This is a genomic window from Kribbella sp. NPDC049174 (assembly GCF_043197365.1).
Classification (GTDB): domain Bacteria; phylum Actinomycetota; class Actinomycetes; order Propionibacteriales; family Kribbellaceae; genus Kribbella.
Genome location: NZ_JBICSZ010000005.1, coordinates 173,793 through 198,629, shown reverse-complemented (window position 1 = coordinate 198,629; position 24,837 = coordinate 173,793). Strand labels below are relative to the sequence as shown.

20 protein-coding genes are annotated in these 24,837 nt (G+C 68.3%); 8 read left to right on the top strand and 12 right to left on the bottom strand.

Translation table 11 applies throughout. The annotated features are described in order from the left end of the window. Nucleotides 1–1,062 (bottom strand): succinyl-diaminopimelate desuccinylase, encoded by a 1,062-nt coding sequence (dapE, locus tag ACGFIF_RS25950; protein WP_393157951.1) that lies wholly within the window; start codon nt 1,060–1,062, stop codon nt 1–3. Continuing rightward, a complete protein-coding gene (locus tag ACGFIF_RS25945) occupies nt 1,062–1,748 on the bottom strand; it encodes a VOC family protein (RefSeq protein ID WP_393157950.1) in 687 nt (228 codons plus the stop codon). Before ACGFIF_RS25945 ends, dapE begins: the two co-directional genes overlap by 1 nt. 55 nt (nt 1,749–1,803) lie before the next feature. Here ACGFIF_RS25945 and ACGFIF_RS25940 point away from each other — a divergent pair, with 55 nt between their 5' ends. Then, nucleotides 1,804–2,478 (top strand): maleylpyruvate isomerase family mycothiol-dependent enzyme, encoded by a 675-nt coding sequence (locus ACGFIF_RS25940; protein WP_393157949.1) that lies wholly within the window; start codon nt 1,804–1,806, stop codon nt 2,476–2,478. Here the strand turns inward: ACGFIF_RS25940 and ACGFIF_RS25935 are convergent. The 4 genes from ACGFIF_RS25935 to ACGFIF_RS25920 are packed head-to-tail and all read right to left on the bottom strand — an operon-like array spanning nt 2,475 to nt 7,667. Beyond that, nucleotides 2,475–4,523 (bottom strand): DUF4185 domain-containing protein, encoded by a 2,049-nt coding sequence (locus ACGFIF_RS25935; protein ID WP_393157948.1) that lies wholly within the window; start codon nt 4,521–4,523, stop codon nt 2,475–2,477. The two genes, ACGFIF_RS25940 and ACGFIF_RS25935, sit on opposite strands and share 4 nt — an antisense overlap. Before the next feature lie 18 nt (nt 4,524–4,541). Continuing rightward, nucleotides 4,542–5,342 carry a carbohydrate ABC transporter permease gene (locus ACGFIF_RS25930; protein ID WP_393157947.1) on the bottom strand — a complete coding sequence of 267 codons (801 nt, stop codon included), beginning with the start codon at nt 5,340–5,342 and terminating at the stop codon, nt 4,542–4,544. Next, on the bottom strand, nt 5,332–6,288 hold the full coding sequence (locus ACGFIF_RS25925) for a carbohydrate ABC transporter permease (RefSeq protein ID WP_393157946.1): 957 nt from the start codon (nt 6,286–6,288) through the stop codon (nt 5,332–5,334). The genes ACGFIF_RS25930 and ACGFIF_RS25925 overlap by 11 nt, the downstream gene beginning before the upstream one ends. Continuing rightward, nucleotides 6,288–7,667 (bottom strand): ABC transporter substrate-binding protein, encoded by a 1,380-nt coding sequence (locus ACGFIF_RS25920; RefSeq protein ID WP_393157945.1) that lies wholly within the window; start codon nt 7,665–7,667, stop codon nt 6,288–6,290. Before ACGFIF_RS25920 ends, ACGFIF_RS25925 begins: the two co-directional genes overlap by 1 nt. Before the next feature lie 240 nt (nt 7,668–7,907). Between ACGFIF_RS25920 and ACGFIF_RS25915 the strand changes: the two genes are divergently transcribed. The 3 genes from ACGFIF_RS25915 to ACGFIF_RS25905 all read left to right on the top strand — a co-directional run bounded on the left by ACGFIF_RS25915 (nt 7,908) and on the right by ACGFIF_RS25905 (nt 10,594). Then, the gene (locus ACGFIF_RS25915) at nt 7,908–8,558 is read left to right on the top strand and encodes an SIS domain-containing protein (protein WP_393157944.1); all 651 of its coding nucleotides are present in this window, start codon (nt 7,908–7,910) and stop codon (nt 8,556–8,558) included. After that, the gene (locus tag ACGFIF_RS25910) at nt 8,555–9,514 is read left to right on the top strand and encodes a ribokinase (protein ID WP_393157942.1); all 960 of its coding nucleotides are present in this window, start codon (nt 8,555–8,557) and stop codon (nt 9,512–9,514) included. The genes ACGFIF_RS25915 and ACGFIF_RS25910 overlap by 4 nt, the downstream gene beginning before the upstream one ends. Nucleotides 9,515–9,583: 69 nt before the next feature. Next, nucleotides 9,584–10,594, top strand: a complete 1,011-nt coding sequence (locus ACGFIF_RS25905; RefSeq protein WP_393157940.1) for a LacI family DNA-binding transcriptional regulator — start codon at nt 9,584–9,586, stop codon at nt 10,592–10,594. A 1,456-nt stretch (nt 10,595–12,050) separates the two neighbouring features. On the opposite strand, the gene ACGFIF_RS25900 is transcribed toward ACGFIF_RS25905, so the two are convergent. The 4 genes from ACGFIF_RS25900 to ACGFIF_RS25885 form a co-directional block, all read right to left on the bottom strand. After that, entirely contained in the window at nt 12,051–13,883 is a 1,833-nt protein-coding gene (locus tag ACGFIF_RS25900) for a DUF222 domain-containing protein (protein WP_393157938.1), read from the bottom strand. 378 nt (nt 13,884–14,261) lie between these two features. Then, nucleotides 14,262–17,378 (bottom strand): GH92 family glycosyl hydrolase, encoded by a 3,117-nt coding sequence (locus ACGFIF_RS25895; protein WP_393157937.1) that lies wholly within the window; start codon nt 17,376–17,378, stop codon nt 14,262–14,264. A 17-nt stretch (nt 17,379–17,395) separates the two neighbouring features. Then, nucleotides 17,396–18,289 (bottom strand): NAD-dependent dehydratase, encoded by an 894-nt coding sequence (locus ACGFIF_RS25890; protein ID WP_393157936.1) that lies wholly within the window; start codon nt 18,287–18,289, stop codon nt 17,396–17,398. Next, nucleotides 18,286–19,122 carry a phosphotransferase family protein gene (locus ACGFIF_RS25885; protein WP_393157935.1) on the bottom strand — a complete coding sequence of 279 codons (837 nt, stop codon included), beginning with the start codon at nt 19,120–19,122 and terminating at the stop codon, nt 18,286–18,288. The genes ACGFIF_RS25890 and ACGFIF_RS25885 overlap by 4 nt, the downstream gene beginning before the upstream one ends. Before the next feature lie 53 nt (nt 19,123–19,175). Here ACGFIF_RS25885 and dapD point away from each other — a divergent pair, with 53 nt between their 5' ends. Continuing rightward, a complete protein-coding gene (dapD, locus tag ACGFIF_RS25880) occupies nt 19,176–20,117 on the top strand; it encodes a 2,3,4,5-tetrahydropyridine-2,6-dicarboxylate N-succinyltransferase (protein ID WP_393157933.1) in 942 nt (313 codons plus the stop codon). Nucleotides 20,118–20,208: 91 nt separating this feature from the next. After that, a complete protein-coding gene (locus ACGFIF_RS25875; RefSeq protein WP_393157931.1) occupies nt 20,209–21,186 on the top strand; it encodes a hypothetical protein in 978 nt (325 codons plus the stop codon). 54 nt (nt 21,187–21,240) lie between these two features. Here ACGFIF_RS25875 and fdxA read toward each other — a convergent pair whose 3' ends face one another. Beyond that, a complete protein-coding gene (gene fdxA, locus ACGFIF_RS25870) occupies nt 21,241–21,567 on the bottom strand; it encodes a ferredoxin (RefSeq protein WP_131285641.1) in 327 nt (108 codons plus the stop codon). A gap of 115 nt (nt 21,568–21,682) precedes the next feature. Between fdxA and ACGFIF_RS25865 the strand changes: the two genes are divergently transcribed. Continuing rightward, a complete protein-coding gene (locus tag ACGFIF_RS25865; protein ID WP_393157930.1) occupies nt 21,683–22,609 on the top strand; it encodes a GNAT family N-acetyltransferase in 927 nt (308 codons plus the stop codon). Nucleotides 22,610–22,627: 18 nt separating this feature from the next. Beyond that, complete coding sequence (locus ACGFIF_RS25860; protein ID WP_393157928.1) at nt 22,628–23,062, top strand: type II toxin-antitoxin system PemK/MazF family toxin; 435 nt, start codon at nt 22,628–22,630, stop codon at nt 23,060–23,062. On the opposite strand, the gene ACGFIF_RS25855 is transcribed toward ACGFIF_RS25860, so the two are convergent. Then, a complete protein-coding gene (locus ACGFIF_RS25855) occupies nt 23,059–24,828 on the bottom strand; it encodes a VanW family protein (RefSeq protein ID WP_393157926.1) in 1,770 nt (589 codons plus the stop codon). The two genes, ACGFIF_RS25860 and ACGFIF_RS25855, sit on opposite strands and share 4 nt — an antisense overlap. Nucleotides 24,829–24,837: the final 9 nt, after the last annotated feature.

The following is a 24,837-nucleotide window of genomic DNA, read 5'->3' as shown; positions in this document are numbered from 1 at the left end:
CTAAGCCGTCAACCAGGCCCTCAGCCGCTGTTCACACTGCTCGATCTCCACCTCGGGGACGAACTCGTCCTGCTTGTGCGCGTACAGCGGGTCCCCGGGCCCGTAGTTCACCGCCGGTACGCCGAGCAGCGTGAACCGGGCCACGTCGGTCCACCCGAACTTCGGCTTCGGCTCACCGCCGACCACCTGCAGGAACGCCGCCGCGGCCGGCCGCTCGAGCCCCGGCAACCCGCCCGGCGCCGAGTCGGTGACCACCAGCTCGAACCCGTCGAACACCTCCCGCAGGTGCGCCTCGGCCTCCGCCTCCGACCGGCTCGGCGCGAACCGGTAGTTGATCTCGACGGTGCACAGATCCGGTACGACGTTGCCCGCGACCCCACCGTGGATGCCGACCGCGTTCAGCCCCTCGCGGTACTCGAGCCCGTCGATCGGCACCCGGCGCGGCTCGTACGCCGCCAGCCGGGCCAGGATCTCGCCCGCGGCGTGGATCGCGTTCGACCCCATCCAGGACCGGGCCGAGTGGGCCCGCTCGCCGCGGGTGGTGATCTCGACCCGCATCGTGCCCTGGCAGCCTGCCTCGACCACCGCGTTCGACGGCTCCATCACGACCGCGAAGACGCCCTCGAGCAGCTCCGGGTTCGACCGGGTCAGCTTGAACAGGCCGTTCCGCTCGGCCTCGACCTCCTCGCAGTCGTAGAAGACATAGGTGACGTCCCGGTTCGGCTCGGCCAGCGTCGCCGCCAGCCGGAGCCCGACCGCGACACCGCCCTTCATGTCACACGCGCCGAGCCCGTGGATCAGGCCGTCCGCGCGCCGGGCCGGGAGGTTGTCGTTCAGCGGCACGGTGTCGATGTGGCCGGCCACGACGATCCGCTCGTCCCGGCCGAGGTCGGTCCGCGCGACCACGGTGTTCCCGTGCCGGAACACCTTCAGGTGCGGGTACGCCGACAGCGCCGTCTCGATCTTGTCCGCCAGCTTCTCCTCGGTCCCGCTGACCGACTGCAGGTTGACCAGCGCCTCGGTCAGGTCGGGTCCGGACACGGTCAGGTCGAGCTTGGCCATCAGGAATCCTCTGCCGGTGGTAGGAACACACAGAATTCGTTGCCCTCGGGGTCGGCGCACACATGCCAGCCGATCTCGTCGTCCTTGGGCCGCAGCAGTGTCGCACCCGCGTCCAGCACCGGCTGCAGGGCGGGCGCGGTGACATCCCAGTGAATCCGGTTCTTCACCGTCTTCGGCTCCGGCACCGGGACGAACACCCAGTACGGGAACGGCAGGCCCGGCACGTTCTCCAGCCAGTACCACGGCTTGCCCGGAGTACTCGCGACGTCGCCGCCGACCACACCGGCCCACCAGCGCGCCTGCGCTTCCGGGGCGGTCGAGTCGACCACCAGCTCCATCAGCCGGTACGCCGGGACGGTGTCGCGGACGAAACCGCAGAACTCACCGCCCTCGGGGTCCTCCAGCACTGTCCAGTGCTGCTCCTCGGTCGCCGGGATCTGCACCGTCGCGCCCTCGCGCAACAGGTCGTCGATCGAGCCGGTGTGCACGTCCAGGTGCACCCGCTGCTTCACTGTGCGCGGCTCCGGGACCTGGCACATCCAGATCGTCTTCCCCGGTACGTCGCCGACCAGCACGTTCGGGTTGTCGGCCGGCGCGGTCAGCCCGAGCACCCGCCCCCAGAACGCGACCATCGCGCTCGGGCACGACACGTCCACGCACAGGTCCTTGAACCGGGCCACGCTCATGCCGCCAACCCTAATCCGCGCGACCGACAAACACTTGCTTGGTTAGGCTGACGGCATGCGCGACATCCGGCCCGAGGTCACAGCAGCTGCTCGACGCGCCAACGACGCGGTGGCGGCCGCGGACGAGGCGGCGGTCCGGGCGCCGTCAGGCTTGCCTGGCTGGTCGCGCGGCCATGTCATCACCCACATCGCGAACTTCTCCGAGGCGATGACGCGGCAGGTCGAGGAAGCGCTCCAGGGCCGCCTGATCGAGATGTACGACGGCGGCCGCCCGGCCCGGGACGCCGCCATCGAAGCCGGCGCCGGCCGACCCGCCGCCGCGCTGCAACGGCACCTGCTCGAGGCGACCACCGCGTTGATCGCCGCCTGGGACAAGGTCGGTCCGGACGACTGGGAACGCCCGGTCATGCACCGCAACAGCAACCTCGCCGCCGCCGTCTACGCCAGCTGGCGCGAACTCGCCGTACACACCGTCGACCTGGCCCTCGAGCCCACCGCCGACGGCTGGCCGCCCGAGTTCTGCCTCCACCTCCTCGACTTCCTCCGCCCGCGCACCCCCGAGGGCGTCCACCTCGTCCTCGAGGCGACCGACGGCATCACCTGGGAGACCGGCGCCGGTGAAGACCGCGTCCTCACCGGCAGACTCACCGACCTCACCGCCTGGTACGCCGGCCGCACCCCACCCGGCGCCATCACCGGGCAGGCACCAGAACTCCTCCCCTGGCCTTAACTCACGGTGAAGTCGTCCACCTGGATCCAGGTGTCGACGTTCGGGGCGTTGAAGCCGGCGTAGACGGTCAGCTCGAGGACGCCCGGTGGAACAGTCACGGTGACCTCATGGTGGACGTAACCCGTGGAGGCGCCGAAGGTCTTCGAACCGAGGTCCTGGCTGCCGAGGCGGACGCCGAAGCGCCCTTGATCAGCAGGCAGACCGGCCGACGCGTTGATCCACAATCCGAAGGTGTACGTCGTCCCTGGGTTCACCGGCACCGTTTGGTAAAGAGCGCTCCAGCCGGTGCAGGTGCAGCGGATCCAGCCGTTGTTGGCGCCGGAGTGCGCGAACCCGAGACCACGGTCGACGCCGTTGGCCGCCGTACCCTCGAAGAGCCAGGCCGGTTTCCCACCACCCGTTCCCTCGAATCCACCGTCGGCGAGTTGAGCGACGTACCGGACCGCCAACTCGGAGACCGAGGTGTAGCTGCGCGTCCCACCCGGCAACCCGATCACCCGCACGCCGTCAGTTTCCTGAACAGGGAAGGTGATCGTGTACGTCTTGTTCGCGCCGGCCGACGCGTCGCCCGGGTACGCCGGGGACACCGTCTGCGCAGCGACTTCGACCCATGAACCGTCCACCTTCACCTGGACCCGTGGACGACCGGTGAAGTACCCACCCTCGGCGGACACCGCCCCAGACGTGAACTCCACGCGGTTCACCTTGTGCCGAGCCGGCCACGTGTAGCCCCACCACGACGCACCCTTCACCTCGTCGTCGAAGTCGGTCTCGCTTCCCGTCACAGCGCCGTCGTCCATCAGCGCCAGGCTGCCCGACTGCGTCGACTTCGAGATCGCGACCGCTCCCGTCGACGGCGCCGCGAGGTTGTCATCCGACGGCAGGTTGTCCGCGGGCTCACCGGCTGACGGCGTCAGCACCAGCTTGCGCAGGTTGAAGTTGTAGACCGACGTCCCGATCCCGCCGCCACCACACGGGCAGACGTTGGCCTGGACGTACATCGTCTTGCCGTCCGGCTGGACGAACTTGGACGGGATCGTCACCCCGTACCCGCCGTACTTCGAGGTCGACCACGGGTACCCGCCGAAGTCCTTGCTGAGGAAGTGTTTCCACGGACCCCAGGGCGTCGGCGCCTCGTAGAACTCGAACGTGTACTCCGTCCAGGACGTGTAGACATATCGCTTCTGTTTCGCCAGGTAGGTGACCCCACCCTGGCTGATCACGCTCAGGTTCGAGGCGTTCGTCCCGTACGTCTGGGCGTACAGCCGGCGCTGGTCGGTCAGCACCGGCTTGCGGTCAGCGATCTTCGACGTCCAGGCCGGCTTCCCGCGATCGTTGCTCCCGGCATAGAACTCCCAGGCTCCGCGATCCTGGACCTTGGCCTTCGGCACCCGCGCCATGAACACGCTCTGCGGGTCCGCGACGGTGTCGTCGAACGAGTCCCGCCAGTTCCCGTCCAGACCATAGGCATAGACGTACCCGTCCGGCGCGAGCGCACCGCCCTTGCCGAAGTCCGCGAACCAGATCGTCGTGAACACGTGATCGCCGAACATCGGCTTGCGCTTGTCCCACGTCCAGGTCCGGCCGTGATCGGTCGACTTCAGGATCGTCGCCGCCGGTACGTCGTTGAAGTCGAGCGCCAGATCCTGGACGGCCAGATACATCGTGTCCCCGACACAGACCATGCCGGTCGGTTTCCGGTTGTACCCGCCGCCGCTCCAGATCGGCCCGACCTGATCGCCCTTCGAGATCGTCGCCCCGGACAGGTTTCCGGGCGAACCGGTGATCTCGCTGACCGCGATGTCGGAGAACTCCTGGTCCAGACTGAACCCCTTGCCGTCGCCGTTGGCGGCGTACAGCTTGTCGTTTCCAGCCCAGCAGGACGGCCAGAGATCACCGTCGCTCTGGCTCGCCACACCCTTGGAGTCGACCTGGGCAGTACCGACGGAGGTGCTGTCGGCAACAACATCAGCAGACTTGTTCTCGAGCAGCGCCGCCGACCCGAAGACCAGCGGCAGGACAGCAAGCAAGGCCCCACGCTTCATGAGCTATCCCTTTCGGAGTTACTTGAGACCGGTCGTCTTCATCGCGTCGACCAGCCGGCGCTGGCCCGCGACGAACACCACGACGGTCGGGATGGCCGCGATCACCGCGGCCGCGAGGATGAGATTCCACGCCGAGGCGTACTGACCCTGCATGCCGGAGACGCCGAGCTGGATGACCCGCAGGTCCGGGTTCCGGGTGATGGTCAGCGGCCAGAGGAAAGCGTTCCAGTTGGCCAGGAAGAACAGCACCGACAGCGAGGCCAGCACCGGCCGGCTGAGCGGCAGGATGACACTCCAGTACCGGCGCCAGTAGCCGCAGCCGTCCAGGTCGGCGGCCTCCTCCAGCTCGCGCGGGATGTTCAGGTAGTACTGCCGGAGCAGGAAGATGCCGAAGGCATGGAAGATGCTCGGCACGATCAGGCCCGCGTAGCTGTCCAGCAGGCCGAGTTGCTTGGCCACCAGGAACAGCGGCACCAGGATCACCGGCAGCGAAACGAGCAGCGTCGACATGATGCCGGAGAAGATGAGCCCGCGGCCGGGGAACCGCAGCCGGGCCAGCGCGTACGCCGCCATCGAGTGGAAGAACAGCGCCACCACGGTGACCACGATCGACACGATCGCGCTGTTCATCAGGAACGTCGGCATCGGGATCTTGAACAGCACGTACTGCAGGTTGTCCAGCGTCCACCGGGTCGGCCAGCCGAACGAGAACACATCCTCGGCCGGCCGCAGCGCGCTCACCAGGACCCACAGCAGCGGCGCCACCACGATGATCGCCAGGACATGGGCCAGGACCGGGAGGAAGAATCTAGTCCTCATCGAAACGGCCTCCCTTCGTGAAGGCGAACATCAGGCCGGTACAGGCCACCAGGATCGCGACGACCACGGTGGTCAGCGCCGCGGCGTACCCCATGTTGTTGAACGTGAAGGCCTGCTCGTAGATGTAGAGGACGACGGTGCTGGTGGCCCGGGCCGGACCGCCATGGGTCAGCACGAAGACCAGGTCGAACGCCTGCAGACCGGTGACGGCGCCGATCGTCGAGTTCACCACCACGAAGAAGCTGGTCGGGCGCATCAGCGGCCAGATCACGTACCGGAACCGCTGCCAGGTGCTCGCGCCGTCGATCTGGGCGGCGTCCTCGAGTTCCTTCGGGACGTCCTTGAGGCCGGCCAGCAGCACCAGCATCTGGTACCCCATCACGAACCAGACGCTGATCACCACATAGGTGCCGAGGGCCAGCGACGGCGTACCGAGGAACGACACGTCACTGAGACCGAACGGCGCCAGCAGTTTCGAGAGCGCACCGCGCTTGTCCACCAGAAGGAACTGCCAGATCAGACCGACGACCACCAGGCTGACCACGTGCGGCAGGAAGAACGCGGACCGCACCCAGCCGATGCCGCGGAAGTGGTTGCGGACCAGCATCGCCAGCGCGAAGCTCACCACGAACGCGAGCGGTACGAACGTGGCGACGTAGATCGCGGTGACCTTCAGCGACGCCCAGAGCTGGTCGTCGCCGCCCATCAGCTTGTAGTTGGCCAGACCGACGTACTGGTAGTTGCCGAAGCCGTCGACCTTGAAGAACGCGACGCCGAACGCGAGCACCATCGGCAGCGCGACGAAGATCAGCAGACCGATGGCGTCCGGCGCGAGGAAGGCGTACGCCGCCAACGCCTCGCGCCGTTTCCGGGTCAGCGGAGCCTTGCCACGGGGAGCCGAAGCCGACACCCGCGGCTTGGACGGAGGAGCTGTCGTGGTCACCATCAGCTGATGGGCGCGCCCTGGTAGGTCTTCAGGAACGTGTCGATCCGGGCCGCCGCATCGGCCGCCGCCTTCCCCGGGTCGGCCGCGTTCAGCTGGCAGGCCTGGATGGCGTCGGCGATCGGCTGGTACACCTCCGGTGGGAACCGCGGCTCCGGCTTGCCGGTCGGCGCGATCTCGCTGACGAACTGCTTCAGCACACCTTCGGCGAACGCACCCTTGGCGTCCGCGGCCTCCTGCACCGACTTGCGCGGTGGCACGTTCGTCTTGACCACGGTGTTCCACTGCCGTTGCCGTTCCACGCCCGCGGCATCGGTCGAGCCGAGTGCCCACGCGATGAACTTGGCCGCGGCCTCGGGATTCTTGCCCTTGGCATTGGCCACGAACGCCCAGCCGCCGAGGTCGGTGGCCGGCTTGCCGCCGTCCGGGGTCGGGTGCGGGATGATGCCGTACTTGAAGTTCTTCTTCTGGGTCCGCAGGTCCGCGACCGCCCAGATGCCGCTCTGCTGCATCGCGGTCGCCCCGGAGCCGAGGTTGGACACCACGTCCCCACCGCCGTCACCGAGCGCCTTACGCGGCGCCACCTTGTTCTGGATGCTGTCTTGCCAGAACTTCAGGGCCTGTACGGCGGCCGGCGAGTCGAACGCGACCTTGCCGTCCTTGATCGGCGTACCGTCGCCCTGCCAGAGGAACGGGTACCAGGTGAAGTTCTGGTAGTAACCGGGCAGCGTCTCGAACATCACGCCGTACCGGTCCTTGCCGGTCAGTTTCTCCGCGACCGCGAGAGTCTGGTCCCAGGTCTTCGGCAGGTCGGCCTCGGACAGGCCGGCCTTCTCGAACGCGGCCTCGCTGTAGTACATCGCGAGCGGCTCGATCTCCATCGGCAGGCCGTAGACCTTGCCGTCCACACTGCGTGCCTCGAGCAGACCGGGCAGGTAGTCGGCCTTGGACTCGTCCGACAACGCCGGGCCGAGATCCTGCAGTACGCCGCCGTTGTAGTAGCGGAGGAAGTCACCCGGGCTGATCAGGAAGATGTCCGGGCCCTGCCCCGACTGGAACGCGGTCTGCAGCGTGGTGCCGTTGAGGTAGTCCTTGCCGGGGATGTAGCGCAGCTTGACCTTGACGTCGTTGTTCTTGTTCCACTCGTCGACGACCGAGATGAACCACTTGCTCTGCGGTCCCTGATCGTCGGACGGGCCGTAGAAGTTCCAGAACGACATCTCCTTGGCGTTGCCGCCGGATTCGTCACCACCACAGGCGGTCAGCAGCGGTCCGCCGACCGCCGAGGCGGCGAGGGCGCCGAGTCCGCTGCGCAGGATCGTGCGCCGGCTGACCGGCGTGGCAGGGCTGTGCTGGCTGGCAGGGATGGGTGTTGCGGCCATCAGGTGCTCCAGGGGGTGTGTCGAACGGCCGACCGTGTTTGAACCGTTTTCGGGGCAATCGATTTCTCGCAATCTACGGATGCCGACCTGACCGGTCAAGGCCCGGGTCGGTGTCGATGTGATCAGACCCGCCGGTTTCCCCATGCAGGCGAGGGTTTCGAGGAGGGTGCAGACGTTGACACTGCCGGACCCCGCTGCCTAGTCTGCGGAAATCGATTTCTTGGATGAGAGGGTTCTGGGATGCCAGTTGTGCCGAATCGTGGCGGTGTCGAGGCACCCCGGGATCTGGTCGCGTTGGGCCTGCAGGCGGCGCGGAACGCGATCGAGACCGAGGCCGCGGCCGTGTCGGCGCTGGCGGACCGGCTGGACGGGGTCTTCCTGGACGTGCTGATCGCGGTCGCCGGGTGCGAGGGTCACCTGGTCGTGACCGGCCTCGGCAAATCCGGGCTCGTCGGCCGCAAAATCGCCGCCACCCTGGCCAGCACCGGTACACCGGCCACCTTCATCCACTCCGGCGACGCGTTGCACGGCGACTCCGGTGCGGTGACGACCCGCGATCTCGTCCTGGCCCTGTCCGCGTCCGGCGAGACCGCGGAGGTATGCGCGTTCGCCCGGATGCTGCGCGACCGCGAGATCCCGGTGATCGCGATGACCGGCAACGAGGAGTCCACACTGGCACGGATCGCGACGTACACGCTGGACACGATGGTGTTGCGTGAGGCCGATCCGCTCAACCTCGCCCCGACCGCATCGACCACGGCCTCCCTCGCGATGGGTGATGCACTGGCCTGTGCGCTCGTCGTACTGCGGGACTTCAGCCACCACGACTTCGCTCGCTTCCATCCATCGGGTGCCCTTGGCCGGCGGCTCCTCCAAGGGGACGACGCATGAGGCAGTACGACGTGTGCGTGCTGGGCTCGTTCATGAAGGATCTGGTCGCGACCGCGGAACGGCGGCCGATGCCGGGCGAGACGCTGCACGGCACCGGGTTCGCGGAGTTCCTCGGCGGCAAGGGTGTGAACCAGGCGATCGCGGCCGCGCGGATGGGAGCGCGGACGGCGATCGTCGGCACGATCGGCGAGGACCGGTACGGCGAGGAGTTCCTCGAACTGCTCGAGTCCGACGGGGTCGACACGGCCTGGGTCGTCCGGCATCCGTCGCTCGGCACTGGGGTCGGACTGCCGCTGGTCCTGCCGGACGGCGGCAACTCGATCATCATCGTGTCCCGTGCCAACGCCGCGATCACACCCGCCGACGTCGAAGCGGCGGCCGACGTACTGACCGCCAGCACCGTGCTCAGCGTCCAACTGGAACTCCCGGTCGAGGCGAGCCGAGCTGCCCTCCAGCTCGCCTCGACCGCGGGTGTCACCACGATTCTCACGCCCGCCCCGGTCGGACCGGTCGATCGCACGCTGTCCGACTTCGTCGACATCCTGGTCCCGAACGAGGTCGAAGCGGCCGCGTTGACCGGACTGGACTGCGACGACGAGTCGCAGGTTCCGGTGATCGCACGCAAGCTCGCGGACGAGTGGGACCTGCGCGGTTGCGTGGTGACGCTCGGATCGCGAGGTGCCTTCGTTGTCGACCGCGACACCGGCGCAGAGGTGTGGATCGGTGCGCACCAGGTCGCGACAGTGGACACGGTCGGCGCGGGTGACGCCTTCTGTGGGTCGCTGGCCGCGTCCCTCGCATCCGGTGCACAACTCGTGGACGCCGTACGACTGGCCAATGCGGCCGGTGCATTGTCGACAACCGTCAACGGCGCCGCCGACTCCGCACCCGACCGCGCCACCGCCCTCGCACTCCTCGACGGGGCAGCCTTCAGCCTCGGACCGCCCTCGTCGTGAGATCCTTTTCCCCGGATCGGAGTTAAAGTGCGATCCAGACGATCTACTGGACTCCAGCGGGGAGCGGGCATGACGACGATCTACGACGTCGCGCGGAGATCCGGTGTGTCTCCGGCGACCGTTTCGCGGGTGCTGAGTGGTCGGCGGAACGTGGATCCGGAGCTCTCGGAGAAGGTTCGCGCCGCGGTCGCGGAACTCGGTTACCGGCCGAACGGGGTGGCCAGAAACCTTCGTAAATCCAGTACGAACCTGTGGGCCGTTGTCATCTCCGACATCGAGAACCCCTTCTTCACCTCGTTGGTCCGCGGTCTCGAGGACGTCGCCCAGACCGAGGGCTACCACGTCGTACTGTGCAACTCCGACGAGGACCCGGCCAAGGAGGCGGCGTACGCATCCGCCGTACTCACCGAGCAGATGGCCGGCGTGGTCATCTCCCCCACCAGTACGGCGGAAGGCGTCCAGCAACTCGCCGACGCGAAGCTCCCGATGGTGCTGATCGACCGCCGGGTCGACGGCGTCGAGGCCGACACCGTGCTGGTCGACAACGAGCACGGCGCGACCGAGGGTGTCAAACACCTGATCGACGGCGGCTATCAGCGGATCGCCTGCATCACCGGGCCTCGGAAGGTCAGTACGGCGATGGATCGGTTGGCCGGCTACCGGGCGGCGCTGCGAGCCGGCGGGATCCGCTACGACAAGGACCTGGTCCGGCACGCCGACTTCCGCGAGGCCGGCGGGTACGCCGCGATGGAGAGCCTGCTCGAACTCCCCGAACCACCCGAGGCCCTCTTCGTCACCAACAACCTGATGACCGTCGGCGCACTGGAATGCCTGGCCAAGAAGGGCGTCCGCGCCCCCGCCGACATCGCCGTCGTCGGCTTCGACGACATCCCCTGGGCCGACCTCGTCGTCCCCAGCCTCACCACCGTCGCCCAGCCCACCTACGAACTCGGCCGCACCGCCGGCCTCCTCCTCAAAGACCGCATCGCCTCCCCCGGCCGGCCCCCATCCACCGTCACCCTCCGCACCGAACTCCACATCCGAGCCACCTCCGCGCCCCGCAAGACCCGGAAGAGGTAGCTGGGGTCCCCCAAAGGACACCGCTCCGTGGCGACTGTCCCTCTGGCCGCCTCCGGCGGCGTGCGCAGCATGTGCAACGCGTCGGCGTGGTCGGCGCCGAGTACTGGACGAGCAAGAGGGACGCACAAGAACACCGCTTCGCGGAGCTTGTCTTGGAGGAAGTAGCCCAGGTCGCCCAAAGGACACCGCTCTGCGGCGGCTGTCCTCTGGCCGCCTCCGGCGGCGTGCGCAGCACGTGCCACGCATCTGCCTGGTCGGCGCCGAGTACTGGATGAGCAAGAGGAACGCACAAGAACACCGCTGCGCGCAGCTTGTCTTGCAGGAAGTAGCCGAGCTCGCCCAAAGGACACCGCTCCGCGGCGGCTGTCCTCTGGCCGCCTCCGGCGGCGCGCGCAGCATCTGCCACGCATCGGCCTGGTCGGCGCCGAGTACTGGATGAGTAGGAGCGACGCAAAGGACACCGCTTCGCGGCGGCGTGCGCAGACTGTGTCCCCGGTCAATCTGATCGGTGCCGACGACCGAGTGGTGGGAGCAGACACGAAGGACATGGCTGCGCGGACGGTTCCAATGGCTGCCTCCGGCGGCGCGCGCAGACCGTGTCCCCCCGCCAATCTGATCGCCCGCCGACCATCGAGTGCAGCAGACACGAAGGGCTCAGCATCGCAGGGGCAATCCCGACGGACGCCCCGGCGGCGGCGCACAGACCGTGTCACGGACCAACGTGATTGGCGCCGGCTACTGAACCAGGAGACGAACGGACTAGGACACCGCTCCGCGGCCGCAGTCCTATCGGTCGGCTCCGGCGGCGTGCGCAGCGTGTGTCACGAGGCCCTGGATCGGCGCCGACCAGTGTGGAGGAGCGAGTAGCCAACGTCGGCGGCGTCAGCAGGTGAGTGGGTGGGGGGTGAGTGGGTGGGGGGTGAGTGGGTGGGGGGTGAGTGGGTGGGGGGTGAGTGGGTGGGGGGTGAGTGGGTGGGGGGTGAGTGGGTGGCTGACCTCGAAAGATCACCGCTTCGCGGCAGCTGTCCTGCGGCGCATCCGGCGGCAGGCGCAGGCCGGGGTCACGGCGCCAGCGTGATGTGGGCCAGGGTGTCTGCTGCAGACAGATGTGACTGCAGCGACCGCGCCAGGGTCGTCGGTATCACCGGTCGCACCAACCTGAGCGAGGACACCATGGTGTTGGTGCCTCGTGCGCTCGACGAATACTGGTCGCCTGACCAGCAGCAGGTTGATCGGCGCGCGTGTTTGGCTCGCGGTGCCGAGCGGAACGATCGGTCACCTCGGTCAGATGTCTGCTCAGGCCAGCGGATCGCTTTCGCCGAGGTTTTGCTCGCCCATCACAGTCGGCTCGAGGTCATCTATTAGTTCCGAGGGCTACATCAGCACGACGGTGGCGACTCCAGCATGACCCATCTCGCCGACGGCCTGCGTCTGCGGCGTTGACCGTCCACGGCGTTCAGGCGTCTGTGTTTGATTGTCGTGCTCGGTGGGTGCCGGACGGATCGACGTGGAAGGCGAACCCGTTGGGGGTGATCCATTCCAGCGTCCTGGGGTCGACGCGGCGTACCTTCCAGCGGCCATGCGTCTTGACCCTGTGTGGGAAGCGGCGCAGGGGTGCGAGGTTGGCCGGGGTGGTTTGGCCTGGTGGGCCGAGGGGGTCGTAAGGCTCGATGTGGTCCAGGTCCATCGCCGCGTGGGTCTCACGGGTGCCATACGGGAACAACTCCACCGGGTACATCAGTTTGACCCGTTCGCGGATCCGGTCGGGGATCTCGTAGGCATCGACGCTGACGGCGTCGTTGAGGTCGATGACCGGCTTCACCACGTACGGTCCGTGGCCGATGAGTTCGCTGAGTTGGGTGGCGAGGAGGGGGCCGAGGTCTTCGACGCGCAGGACGCCGGTGCCGGTGGCGAGGGTGTGGTCGGTGAGGTGAACGTAGATCTCGGTCTGCCCGGGGCGCAGTGGTCGACCGGAGCGTGGGTTGGTGTGTGCGTCTCGCCGGATCTGGGCGAGCCGGGCGTCCAGCGCACGGCGTGCCTCGGCGTCGACCATCGCGGTGTCGCTGTCGTCGCGGTCGAGTTGCAGGCCGGGGTCGAATGGCTCGATCACCTCCTTGAACGGGGTGTCGAGGGGGTCGGGGAGGTCGCTGTGGCTGGGGTGGGGGGCGTCGCGGTCGGCTTCGTCGTCCGGGCCGGGCTCTGCCCAGTCAGTCAGCAGCCTCTCGTCACCCGGGTCCGCGCGGTCGGCCTCATCGGCGCGTGTAGGCCTGCCGGGGTTGCTTGGGGCGGCCCGTTCAGCTGTGCCCGTGTCGATCGTCGGGGCGGCGCTGGGGTCCCTGGTCGTGCCAGCGGTTGGGGCGCTGGCTGCGGTAGCTGCTCGCGTCGGGCCAGCAGCAGTGGCAGCGTCAGTGGCCGTTGCGGCGGCGGGCGTTGGGCTGCCGTTGTTTGTGAGCGTGGGTGGCTCGGGTGCGGCGGGCGGGGCGGGTGGGGTGTTGTTGAGGTGTTGGTGGGCTTGGTGGAGGAGTTCTTCGGTGTAGCGGGGGTCGGCGATGATGCCGACGGCGTCGGCGCGGCGGTGTTGGAGGGAGGTGGTGTCGCCGAGGATTTTGAGGGCTTCGGCGATGCTGCCGATGCGGGCGTTGAAGCGGATGGCGTGGCCGGTGGCGGTGCGGATGAAGATGGTCTTGGTGCCGTGCTGGTCGCAGCGTCCCAGGTGGACGCCGCGTTCGCGCTTCTTCGCTTCCGCCTTGGCCCGGGTGCCTTCGGGGTCGGCGTGGATCTTCGCGGCCTCGACGATCTTGTCCAGCCGGATCGGGGTGAGTGAGTCGACCACGCGGGCGACCCGCTGGTCGACGGCCCGGGTGGCGTCGTGGGGCAGGTCGAGGCAGGCGGTGGCGATCTTGCGGGCCTTCCAGCCGGTGGCGTGGCCGGCTTGGACGCGGGCCCAGGTGAGCGGGAGGCGGTGGCGCAGGGCGAGGGCTTGGCCGATGTAGTCCGCGGCGACGCCGGGCGACATGCCGACCATCACCCCGAACTCGGCCGGCGCGAACTCCGCGATCGCCGGACAGCCGTCGCCGCCCAGGACGATGGCACGTTCACGGCCGTCGCTCGGGCGGCGGCTGGCGCTGTGGCCGGGACGGGTCGGGCTGGTGTCGGGGTGGTGGTGGTCGGCAAAGATCTGGGCGTGTTCGATCAGACGCGCGTCGAGGCGGTTGACCTCGGCACGGTGTTCGGCGGCCGACTCCAGCAGGTCGGCCGTCGAGAGCGTGGTCAGATCTCCATCGAACATGTGTTCGATCTTAGGTGATGGTGGGCGCTCGGGCAAACTCGTAGAGCCTCGGATTCCCTTATCCACAAGGGGAAAGATCACATTCTCCCTAGGTGCATCTTGTTGTCGTTGTGGCGAAGCTGAGGTCGGGCACTGCAGCTCGGGGTACGGTGTGCGCAATGGTTGCGTCCGGCCGGGCGGCGTATGCGGACTATGCAGCGGATGTGGTGCGACACCGAGTTCGCCGATGACGGGCGGACGGTCGAGTTGGGCGATCGGAGTGGTTAGGGAGGATGGCGAGTCTGCGGGTGCGGAGAACGTGCTTTCGTAGCTGACCGGATCGTCATTCCCAGGGATGAGATCGCTCGCCAACTCGAAGACGTCGGGTGCTCTTCGCGGTTAGCTGAGGAGTTCGACCTCGCTCAGGGCCACCTCGCCGGTCGACGCGGTGATCGTCAAGCGGTAGTGCTGGTGTTCCGACGGGTTGGCGATCTCGAACGGGCGGGTTTGGCGGCGCCAAGTGAAGGTCTGGGCGGTGCGTTCGTCGAGGACCGTCCACGAAGAACCATCCGGGGATCCCTCGAGTTGCCAGGCTGTTGGGTCGGCTTCGGATTGGCTGGAGGTGAGGGTGTAGAAGGCGGCCGTGGCGGGCTCGGAGAGGGTCCAGGTGATCGTCGGGTTGTCCAGCCGGATCTCGGTGGACGAGTCGTCGTCGAAGAGGGGGGCGGAAGGGGTGCGTGGGATGAGGTCGACCAGTGGCTTCGCGACAGCGTCGTCGTGGGTGAGCGACGGTGGGGTGGCGAGGGTTGCCCAGTCCGACGGTTCCGGGCCGAGGACGAACTCGATCCGTCCAGCCGCGCGGAGTTCGGCGTCACCGATCGATGCTGTTGGCAACTGTTTGCCGTCGATGCGGACATCCTGGACGTAAGGGCGCTGGTGGTTCTCGGCGGTGATCACGATCGGCGAGCCACCCAATGGCGTCACCACAACACGGGAGAACAGCGGTGAGCCGATCGCGTACTCCGGTGCGCCGACCCGCAACGGATAGATGCCAAGGGCGCTGAACAGGTACCACGCCGACATCTCGCCGTTGTCCTCGTCACCGGGGTAGCCCTGGCCGATCTGCTCGCCGACGAACAGCCGCTGCAGCACCTCACGGACGATCGCCTGCGTCTTGTACGGCGTACCGGCGTAGTTGTACATGTAGGCGATGTGGTGGGCCGGCTGGTTGCTGAAGCCGAATTGGCCCATCCGGACCGCCTGGGCCTCGAGCATCTCGTGGATGACGATCGAGTAGGTGCCCTTCTTGACCGCCAGTTCCGGGGTGGCGAAGAACTTGTCGAGTTTCGCCTCCAGCCCGCGCGGACCGCCGTACAGGTTGGCCAGGCCGCGGCCGTCGTGGGCGACGTGGAAGGCGAAGTTCCAGCCGTCGGTCTCGGTGAAGTCGCCGCCCCACTCGCACGGGTCGAACTCCTCGGGCGTCTTCGCGAACCGACCGTCCGGCCGGCGCCCCTGGAAGAAGTTGACCGACGGGTCGAACAGCAGCACGTAGTTCAGGGATCGCCGACGCAGGTACGACGCCTCCTCCCGCAACCGGGCCCGTCGATCGTCGGGTACGGACGGATCGTCGGCCAGCCGCTCAGCCATCATCGCCAGACCGAAGTCGTTCAGATACGCCTCGAGCGCCCAGGACACGCTCTCCTCGGTGTCGGTGCTCACATAACCGGCGAAGAAGCCGGTGGTCACGCCCTTGCGCCCGACCTCGGTGGCAGCAGGTGCGACGGTCGCGTTCCGCAGGCCGGCGTCGTACGTCGCCAATGGGTCCGGCAGCGGGACATCCCGCAAGTACGCATCGGCGAACGCGACGTCGGAGCTGGTTCCGGTCATGCAGTCCGCGTAGCCGGGTGAGGACCAGCGGGCGATCCAGCCTCCGTCGCGGTACTGCTCGACGAAGCCGTCGATCAACTCGGCCGCCAACGACGGGTAGAGGAAGGCGTACGCCGGCCACGCGGTGCGGTAGGTGTCCCAGAAGCCGCTGTTGACGTACAACTTGCCCGGCTTGACGACCGCGTTGGTCTCGCGGTCGGTCGCCGTACCCTCGGGAGCCACGACGGGGCTCGCGTAGCGGTGATCGGGCTGGTCGTGGCTGCCGGCGTTCTCGAAGTGGGAGTTCGGGTAGAGGTTGAGCCGGTAGAGGTTGCCGTAGACCGTGCGCAGTTGCGGCTCGGTCGCCCCCTCGGGCCGGATCACCTGCAGACGTTCGTTCCAGGCTGCGTTGGCGGCCTGCTGGATGTCGTCGAAGGATCGGCCGTCGAGTTCGAGTTCGAGGTTGTGCCGGGCCTGGTCGACGCCGATGAAGGAGGTGGCGATCCGCAGCGTCACCTCGTCGACCGCCGGGAACGTCGCCGCGCGAGCGTTGGCCCGGCCGCCGACAGTCGGGCCGAAACCACCTGGCGCAACAGAGAAGACCCCGTAGCAGTACATCCGGGTGCGGCCGAACTCCGAGCCGTTCTCCACCCACCCGGTCAGCGCGGTCCCGTCGTAGAAGAAGGCTCCGTGCTCGTCGATGGTGTCGAACACCAGGTGCCGGCCTGCCGAAGCGGGGAAGCCGAAGCGGAAGATCGCGCCGTGGTCGGTCGGCGCGAGTTCGGCCAGAATGCCGTTGGCCAGCCGAACGGAGTACAGGTCCGGGCGGGCGATCTCGTCGTCATGGCTGAAGGCGGCGGCGCGTTCGGCCGGATCGCCGAGCGGTTCGGCCGCCGCCACGGGCATGATCGACAGCTGGTCGCGGTCGCCCATCCAGGGGCTCGGCTGGTGCGAGAAGCTCAGGCCCTGCAGCTCAGGGCGGTTGTCGGCGTTGTTCGCCCGGTGGTACTCGTACGGCCAGCGGTGGGTCGAGGCGTCCGTCACCGGGGTGAGGAAGTTGAAGCCGTTCGGCCAGGCCGTGATCGGCAGCGTGTTGCCGCGGGAGAAGTCGTGGCTGGCGTTCGTTCCGCGCCGGGTGTCGACGTACGCCGCCAGATCCGAGCCGTCCAGCCGGGCCGGCGCCGGCCCGATCTCGAGATCGTCGATCCAGCCCTGGAACTCCGCCCCTGTTCCCGGCGCATCCACCACCAACACCACTCGGTCGACGGCCCTCCCCACGGCCAGAGCGAGGTCGACCTGGACGTCGTTCCACTGGTCCGCGTAGAGGATCTTCGCCGTGCCCTGACCGGCGGCGTCGAACGGCATCCCGTACTGGTCCACCGCCCCGAGCTCCGCCAGGCGGGTGCCGTCGGTGAAGACCAGGTCCACGGCGGCGTACGTCGCCACGTACTCGAGCTGGACGTCGAGCTCCGGGTAGATCTTGTACCGCAACCGGTCACCGGCCTGCACCACGAGATCAGGGGTCTGCAGCGCTGCCTCCTGGCGTCCGCCGGTCGTGCCGGAGTACCGGATCGCGTGGACGTTGCTGAAGCCGGCGCCGCTCGGGCTGGTCCGGCCGACGGCCGGACCTCCACCTGTCTCGATGATCACGGGCGCAATGTTACGTATCAGTGCGGCGGAGGGGGCGGGATGTTTCCATCCTGGACCCACGCGACGTAGTCGCGGGCGATCTCCTCGTCCGCACGCAGCGTCAGGCCGGCGGCCAGGCCCCGGGTGTTGTCGAGCTGGAAGGTCCCGTCGTTGCTCCCGTCGTGCGGCAGGTGGAAGCGATCCACCGCCGGTGACCAGTCCATCGGCGGTGGATCAGGTACGACGGAACGCCAGGCGTCGGCCAGGGTGGCCATGGTGGTGGATCGGCCGACCGCGTTGAACGGACCAGGGACGCTGTCGACGGTGACGTGCAGGAGGAAGGCGGCCAGGTCCCGGGCGTCGATGTACTGGATCGGCTGGTCGGGACGGGCGGCGCATTCGAGGGTCTTGCCGTGGGCCAGCGCCTCACCCCAGTTGCCGAAGTCGGGGTTGTACGGGCCGACGACGAAGCCGGAGCGGACCGCGGAGGTCCGCTCGCCGAAGTGGGCCTCGAGCAACGATTCGCAGCGGACCTTGGACGGGCCGTAGAGATCCATCGTGAAGTGGTCCTCGGGTGCCCCGTCCGGCCAGGGCAGGAGGGGCGCGTCCTCGGTCATCCCCGGGGTGATCTTGCTGGCGTACACGGCGATCGACGACATGTAGGTGTAGTGCCCGACGCGATCCCGGAGCAGCTCGGCACCCCGTCGTACGTCGTGAACCAGAAAGCCGGACATGTCGATGACCCCGTCCCACTCCCCCGTCTTCAGCGCATCCGGCTGCGAACGCGAGCCGGTGAGCCGTCGCGCCGACGGGAAGAGGGACGGGTTGGTCAGGCCGCGGTTGAACAGCGTCACGTCGCGGCCGTCGCGGAGAGCGGCCTCGACCACATGGCGGCCGAGGTTCTTCGTACCGCCGAGGACGAGGAGCTTCACGCCAGGGCTCCGACCACGTCCTCGAGCTCAGTGAGCAGACCGTCGATCCAGTTCTTGGACTCGGGGATGGTGCGCAGGCCCTCCTCGACGATGAACATCAACGCCACCAGATAGAAGCAGCCACCGCCGACCAGCAGCTGACGATCGACCAGAGCCGGATCGGTGCCGGTCGCCTCGATGTAGCGGGCGATGATCGGTTCGCGGTCATGGCCGAGGGAGACGGCATCGCGGACCAACGTGTAGAGGTCGCTGAGGTGCGGTGCGAGATAGGCGCCCGGCCAGTCGATCGCGGTCCAGCGCGTGCCGTCGGTAACCAGGTTCTTCGGGACGAAGTCGCCGTGGACAACGGCCGTCGGCGCCTCCCGGTGCAAGCCGGCGAGCGCCTCGGTCAGCGGGCTGAGGTCGAAGCCGATCCGACCGATCCGGCCCGCCATCTCCTTCACGCGCTCCGGCGGGAACTCACTCGAGCCGTCCACCGATCGGCTCCGGATCGTGGCGACCAGCTCGGCGGCCGCCAGGAACCCCTCAGCCGTCGGCTCCTGCTCCAGCGTCACCCGACCGGCATCCGCCAGCACCAGAACGCCGTCGCCGGCGTGGATCAGCTCAGGGGCCGGGAGGTCCAGCGGGATCACGAACCGCTGGTACATCGCCCCCTCGCCGTACTGACCGTCCGTCCCGCGTTTGACGATCACGCTGTGGAGGCCGTACGACAGCCGCCACACCTCCGACGAACCCCACTGCCGCAGCAGCTCACCATGCAACGCCTCGACGGAGGGTGCCTCGGTGGCCTGGAGGATCGGATCGGACACGGTCTCGAGCCACGCAGGGAGCATCCGAAGAGTAGACCACGGTCGGTCGGCCGGCGCCGCCGAATTAGAGTGTGGGCATGACCGAGAACGCCACGCACGCCTGGGGCTTCGGCCTCGCCACCGTCACTGCCGCCGGGACCGTCCTCGACGTCTGGTACCCGGCCCCCGAGCTCGGCACCAAGCCGGCCGACGCCAAGGCGCCCGCCGAGCTGATCGCTGCCGAGGGCAACGACGAGCTGCGGCAGGTACGGCGTGAGGTCGTCGCGGCCGAGATCATCCTGGACCAGGCCCCGGACGGCAGCACCGCGGACGCGTATCTGCGGCTGCACCTGATCTCACACCGGCTGGTTCGTCCCCACGGGGTCAACCTGGACGGCATCTTCGGCGCCCTGCCGAACAACGCGTGGACGTCGCTCGGCCCGGTCCCGGTCGACGAGATCGAGCAGGTCCGGCTCCGGGCGCGCGCAGCGGGTCAGTACCTGACTGTGACGAGCGTCGACAAGTTCCCGCGGATGACGGACTACGTCGTACCGAGCGGGGTCCGGATCGGCGACGCGGACCGGGTCCGGCTCGGTGCGCACCTGGCCTCGGGGACGACGGTGATGCACGAAGGGTTCGTGAACTTCAACGCCGGCACGCTCGGTACGTCGATGGTCGAAGGCCGGATCGTGGCCGGTGTCGTGGTCGACGACGGCAGTGACATCGGCGCCGGCGCGTCGATCATGGGCACGCTGTCCGGCGGCGGCAAGCAGGTCGTGTCGATCGGTAAGCGCTGCCTGCTCGGCGCGAACGGCGGCACCGGGATCTCGCTCGGCGACGACTGCGTAGTCGAAGCCGGGCTGTACGTGACCGCAGGCACCAAGGTCACCCTCCCGGACGGCAGCGTGGTCAAGGCCCGCGACCTGTCCGGCCAGCCGGGTCTGCTGTACATCCGCAACTCCGTCACCGGCGCCGTCGAGGCCCGTCCGCGCAAGGGTGAGGGCATCGCGCTCAACGAAGCACTCCACGCCAACGCGTGACGCAGGCCAACCAACCGCGGGCCGGGCACGTCAACCACTTCGTGACCCAGCGACAGGAACCAGGACCCCGCTCCCGAACGTTGGGAGCGGTATGCCGATAAAGCGGGGCGCCGCCATTGCCGTGGGCGCAGTGGGTGCGCTCGCCCTTGCCATCGGCGCGACGATCGCGTGGGTCGGCGACAAGGACTTCGGACCGCTGCTGCCACCGAAGGAGCAGTGCGAGGCCACAGTCAACGGCGCGACCGTCGTACTGGAGCTGGAACAGGCCGAATCGGCCGCGATCATCGCGGGTGTGGCGGTACGGCGTGGGCTGCCGGCCCGGGCCGCGACGATCGCACTGGCGACCGCCTACCAGGAGTCAGGACTGCGGAACCTGGCGCACGGCGACCGGGACTCGCTCGGGTTGTTCCAGCAGCGTCCGTCGCAGGGCTGGGGTACGGCGGCGCAGGTGCGGGATCCGCATTACGCGGCCGGGAAGTTCTACGACGCGCTGGTGAAGATCAAGAACTACCAGACACTCGCGGTGACGGTGGCGGCCGACCGGGTCCAGCGCAGCGCGTTCCCCAACGCCTACGCGGATCATGAGGCCGATGCGCGGATTCTCGCGTCGGCGCTGACCGGGCAGTCGAAGAGTGCGTTCAGTTGCACCATCGACACGGAGTCCGTGGACGCGCAGACGATGGGCCGGAACGGGCTGACGCCGCGCGCGGAGGCCGTACGGCGGGATCTGCTGCTGACGTTCGGGACGCTGTCGACCGGCGGATACTCGCCGGGAGGCATCCGGTCCGGGCATATGGAGGGCTCGGCGCACTACGAGGGCCGGGCGGTGGACGTGTTCGTCCGGCCGGTATCGACGGCCAACACGACCAAGGGCTGGGCGATGGCGCAGTACCTGGTCGCGCGGGCGGAGTTGCTCAAGATCCGCACGATCATCTTCAGCGACAAGATCTGGACCGCCGGCCGGCGCTCCGACAGTGGCTGGCGCGACTACACGCCGCCCGCCCGCTCCGGCGACTCGACCATCCTCCGCCACCTGGACCACGTCCACGTCGACGTCCAGGAGCAGTAGTCGAGGCTGAGCGCCGCCTGTCAGCGGCACCCAGCCTCGAGGGTAACCGGAAGACTACTCGTCGTGTTCCTGCGGGGGCAGGGCTGCGATGAACGGGTGGTCCTTGTCGATCTTGCCCATCTTCGAGGCGCCGCCCGGGGAGCCCAGGTCGTTGAAGAAGTCGACGTTCGCGGTGTAGTAGTCCTTCCACTGCTCCGGCGTGTCGTCTTCGTAGTAGATCGCCTCCACCGGGCAGACCGGCTCGCACGCTCCGCAGTCGACGCACTCGTCAGGGTGGATGTACAGCATCCTGTTGCCCTCGTAAATGCAGTCGACGGGGCATTCCTCGACACAGGCGAGGTCCTTCAGGTCAACACACGGCTGCGCGATGACGTAGGTCACTGCTACTCCTCCTATGGCAGGCAAGCGCAGCGCCGGTCTTGGGGTGCTGCGATGCTGTGATGCAGGTATCTAGTATCACGGTAGTCCTTCGCCCACTCTGCCAGGAGTCCGCATCGTGTCAGGTCTCAGCGACCGTGATATCGGCCACCGTGTCGTGGTCCGGCACCGGATTCCGGGCGGGCTCACCGACGTCATCGGCGTACTGCAGTTCTGGGACCCTGAAGGCCTTGTCGTTCGCCACGCTGACAGCAGTCTGCACGAGATTCGTGTCGGCGATGTGACGGCGGCGAAAACGATCCCGGAGATGCCGCTGCGGCCGGTCGACGTGGAGCAGCTCTTCCTCACCACCGCCCTCGGCCGGCCAGCGGTCGAGACCTCGTACGTCGGCCAGTGGTTGCTGCGGGCATCGTCCGGCTGGACCGGCCGGGCCAACTCGCTGCTGCCCGCAGGAAGCCCCGGGATGCCCCTGCCCGAGGCCCTCAAGCACGCTGAAGCCTTCTACGACGAGCGTGGCCTCCCACCGCTGGCGCTGGTCCGGCTCGGCAGCCCTGAGGAGGCCGAGTTCCTTGCCTGCGGGTGGATCGACGCCCGTCCGGGCCAGTCCGACGTCCTGGTCATGCACACGACTCTCGACCACGTGAACGCTTCCCCGGCGTACGACGTACTGATCTTGGAGCGGCCCGATCAGGCCTGGTACGCGGCCGCTTTCGACGGGCAGGTGCCCGAGCCCGCCCCGACCGTGATGGAGGGTGCCCCGAAGGCCGTGTTCGCCTCGATCGCCCTGGACGGCCAGCCGGTCGCTGTCGGCCGCGGCTCGATGACCGGCCATTGGCTCGGTGTCGACGCCATCCGCGTCGACCCGTCGTACCGTCGCCGCGGCCTCGGTACGGCCCTCCTCCAGGCCCTGGCGCGCTGGTCAGGCCCTCTTGGCGGCCGTCGTACGTATCTGGAGGTCCTGGAGGAGAACACGCCTGCCGTGACCACCTACCGCCACCTCGGCTACGCGCCCGCTTACCGCTACCGCTATCTGACCAGGGGTTAGCCGTTAGTCTCGGGTCCTATGGCGGATCACGTGGCGGAGCGGCCGGAGTACGCGGGGGACTTCGAGGGGACGGTGCACGTGGAGTACACGCCGCACCCGGACGACGGGGTGGCGGATCCGGGCGAGATCGTCTGGACCTGGGTGCCGTTCGAGGAGGACCACAACCGGGGCAAGGACCGGCCGGTGCTGGTGGTCGGGTCGGACGGGCCGTGGCTGCTGGCTCTCATCCTGACCAGCAAGGACCACGACCGGGACGCCGGGGACGAGGCCCGCTGGGGCCGCGTCTGGCTGGACATCGGCAGCGGGGCCTGGGACAAGGACGGCCGGCGCAGCGAGGTCCGGCTGGACCGGGTGCTACGGATCGACCCGGCCCAGGTACGGCGTGAGGGCGCGGTGATCGGCGAACAGCTGTTCAACCAGATCGCCGCGGAACTCCACCAGCTGCAGAACTAGCCCGGTGGGCGGGTGGTCGTCGTCGGCTTGCCCATCCCGGGTGGGGTGGTGCTGGCGGGCGGCGGCGTCGTACCGGGCTTGGGGCCGCAGCGGATGTCGTCGGCCGCGTTGTACTTGGTCACGAACGACTCGGTCTTCTTCCGGACGCCGTTCTGCGCGAAGTACCGGTAGATGGTGATGTCGAACCCGGCGGTCGGCGCCTGCGGCCGGCAGTCGGCCGCGGTGTTGTAGACAATCTTCGGCTGGCGGCCGTTCGACTTGCCCGACTGCCCCGCGGTGATGTCCCAGACCTTGGTGCCCCAGATCTTCACCGTGATGCTGCCCGGGCTACCCGGTGTGGACGCCTTGAAGATCGTCTGCACCAGGATCCCGTGGCCGGAGTCGTTCAGGAACTTCATGTCCACCGACGGCCAGGCAACGGTCGCCTCGCGGCCGATCGGGTAGCGGCTGATGTAGACGCTGTGCGCCTTGTGCTCGACATCCTTCAGTCCGGCGAAGAACGCCGCGTTGAAGGTGGTGGTGGCCGACTGCGAGACACCGCCGCCGAGGTCCAGGACGAACTTGCCGCCGCTGATGATGTTGCCCTCGGTGAACCCGTTCTCCTTGGTCCGCTCACCGACGATCTTGTTCAGGCTGAACGTGTCGCCATCCTTGAGCAGCGTGCCGTTGATCTTGCGCGCCGCGGTGCCGATGTTGACGTTGCGGTACGGCGCGTGCGGGAACTGGGTGGTGAACTGCCCCATCACTTCCTTGATCCCGAGCGCCGTCGCGGCCTCGGTGGTCACCTTCGCCTTGGTCTGGGTCAGACCGACCGCGGCCCGCCGCTCGCCGACCGGCTTGGGCAGGATCGAGATGATCGCCGGCACCACCTTGGTCCGGTCCACCACCAGGCCGTCGACGGCCGGGACCACCTTCGGACCGGCGCCGACGATCTGCACCGTCGCGTCCTTCGGCAGCGTCTCCAGCGCCTTGAACCGCTCCTGGAACAGCGGCTCGAGCTTCTTCGCGTTCAGCGTCGGGGTGAACTCGCCCTTGGTGGCGGTCAGCGTCAGCGCCGGGGCGATCTCGGCCGGCTGGAGCTCGACCGACTTCGATCCGACGGTCAGCCGGATCGGGCCGGACATCGCCGGTTCGGCGTACTCCGTCATCGCCTTCTCGATCGCCTCGGTCCCGGCCTCCGGCTTGGTCACGGCGACAGCCAGCTCGTCGGGGGTGGCGTCGGCCGGGTAGGCGGCGAGCAGGGTGCGGGTCGCCTTCGCGTTGTCCAGCTGCAGCCCGTCGGCCGGAGCGTGCTGGACCGGCTCGGCATCCTTGAAGGTGATGGTGCCCTCGGTGGCCGGCCGGTTCACCTGCTTGGCGAGCTTGGCGACGGCCGCCTGCAGCTTCGCGTCGTCCTTCTTGATCACCGGCTGGATCACGTCACCGCCGGTCAGGGCATGCCAGATGTGGCCCGGGGCCAGGCTGCGGCCGGCGCCCGCGGCGTCGACGGTGGCTTCGACGTCCACGCTGAGCCCGGCCTCGACCGGATCCACTGTGTACGACGACTCGCCCGCCTTGAGCGTGACCGGCTGGGTCAGGCGGTCCTTCAGGGCCGTATCGAGCTTCGTCTTGGCGTCATCCTCGGACAATCCGCCGAGCGGGATGCCGAGGACGGTCGTGTCGCCCGGGATCTTGTTACCGGCGAACGCGAAGGCCGCCCCGTACCCCACCACGAGCACACCGAGCACCGCGGCGGCGATGATCCCCGCGAGCTGATTTCTCCCCACCGGACAGAG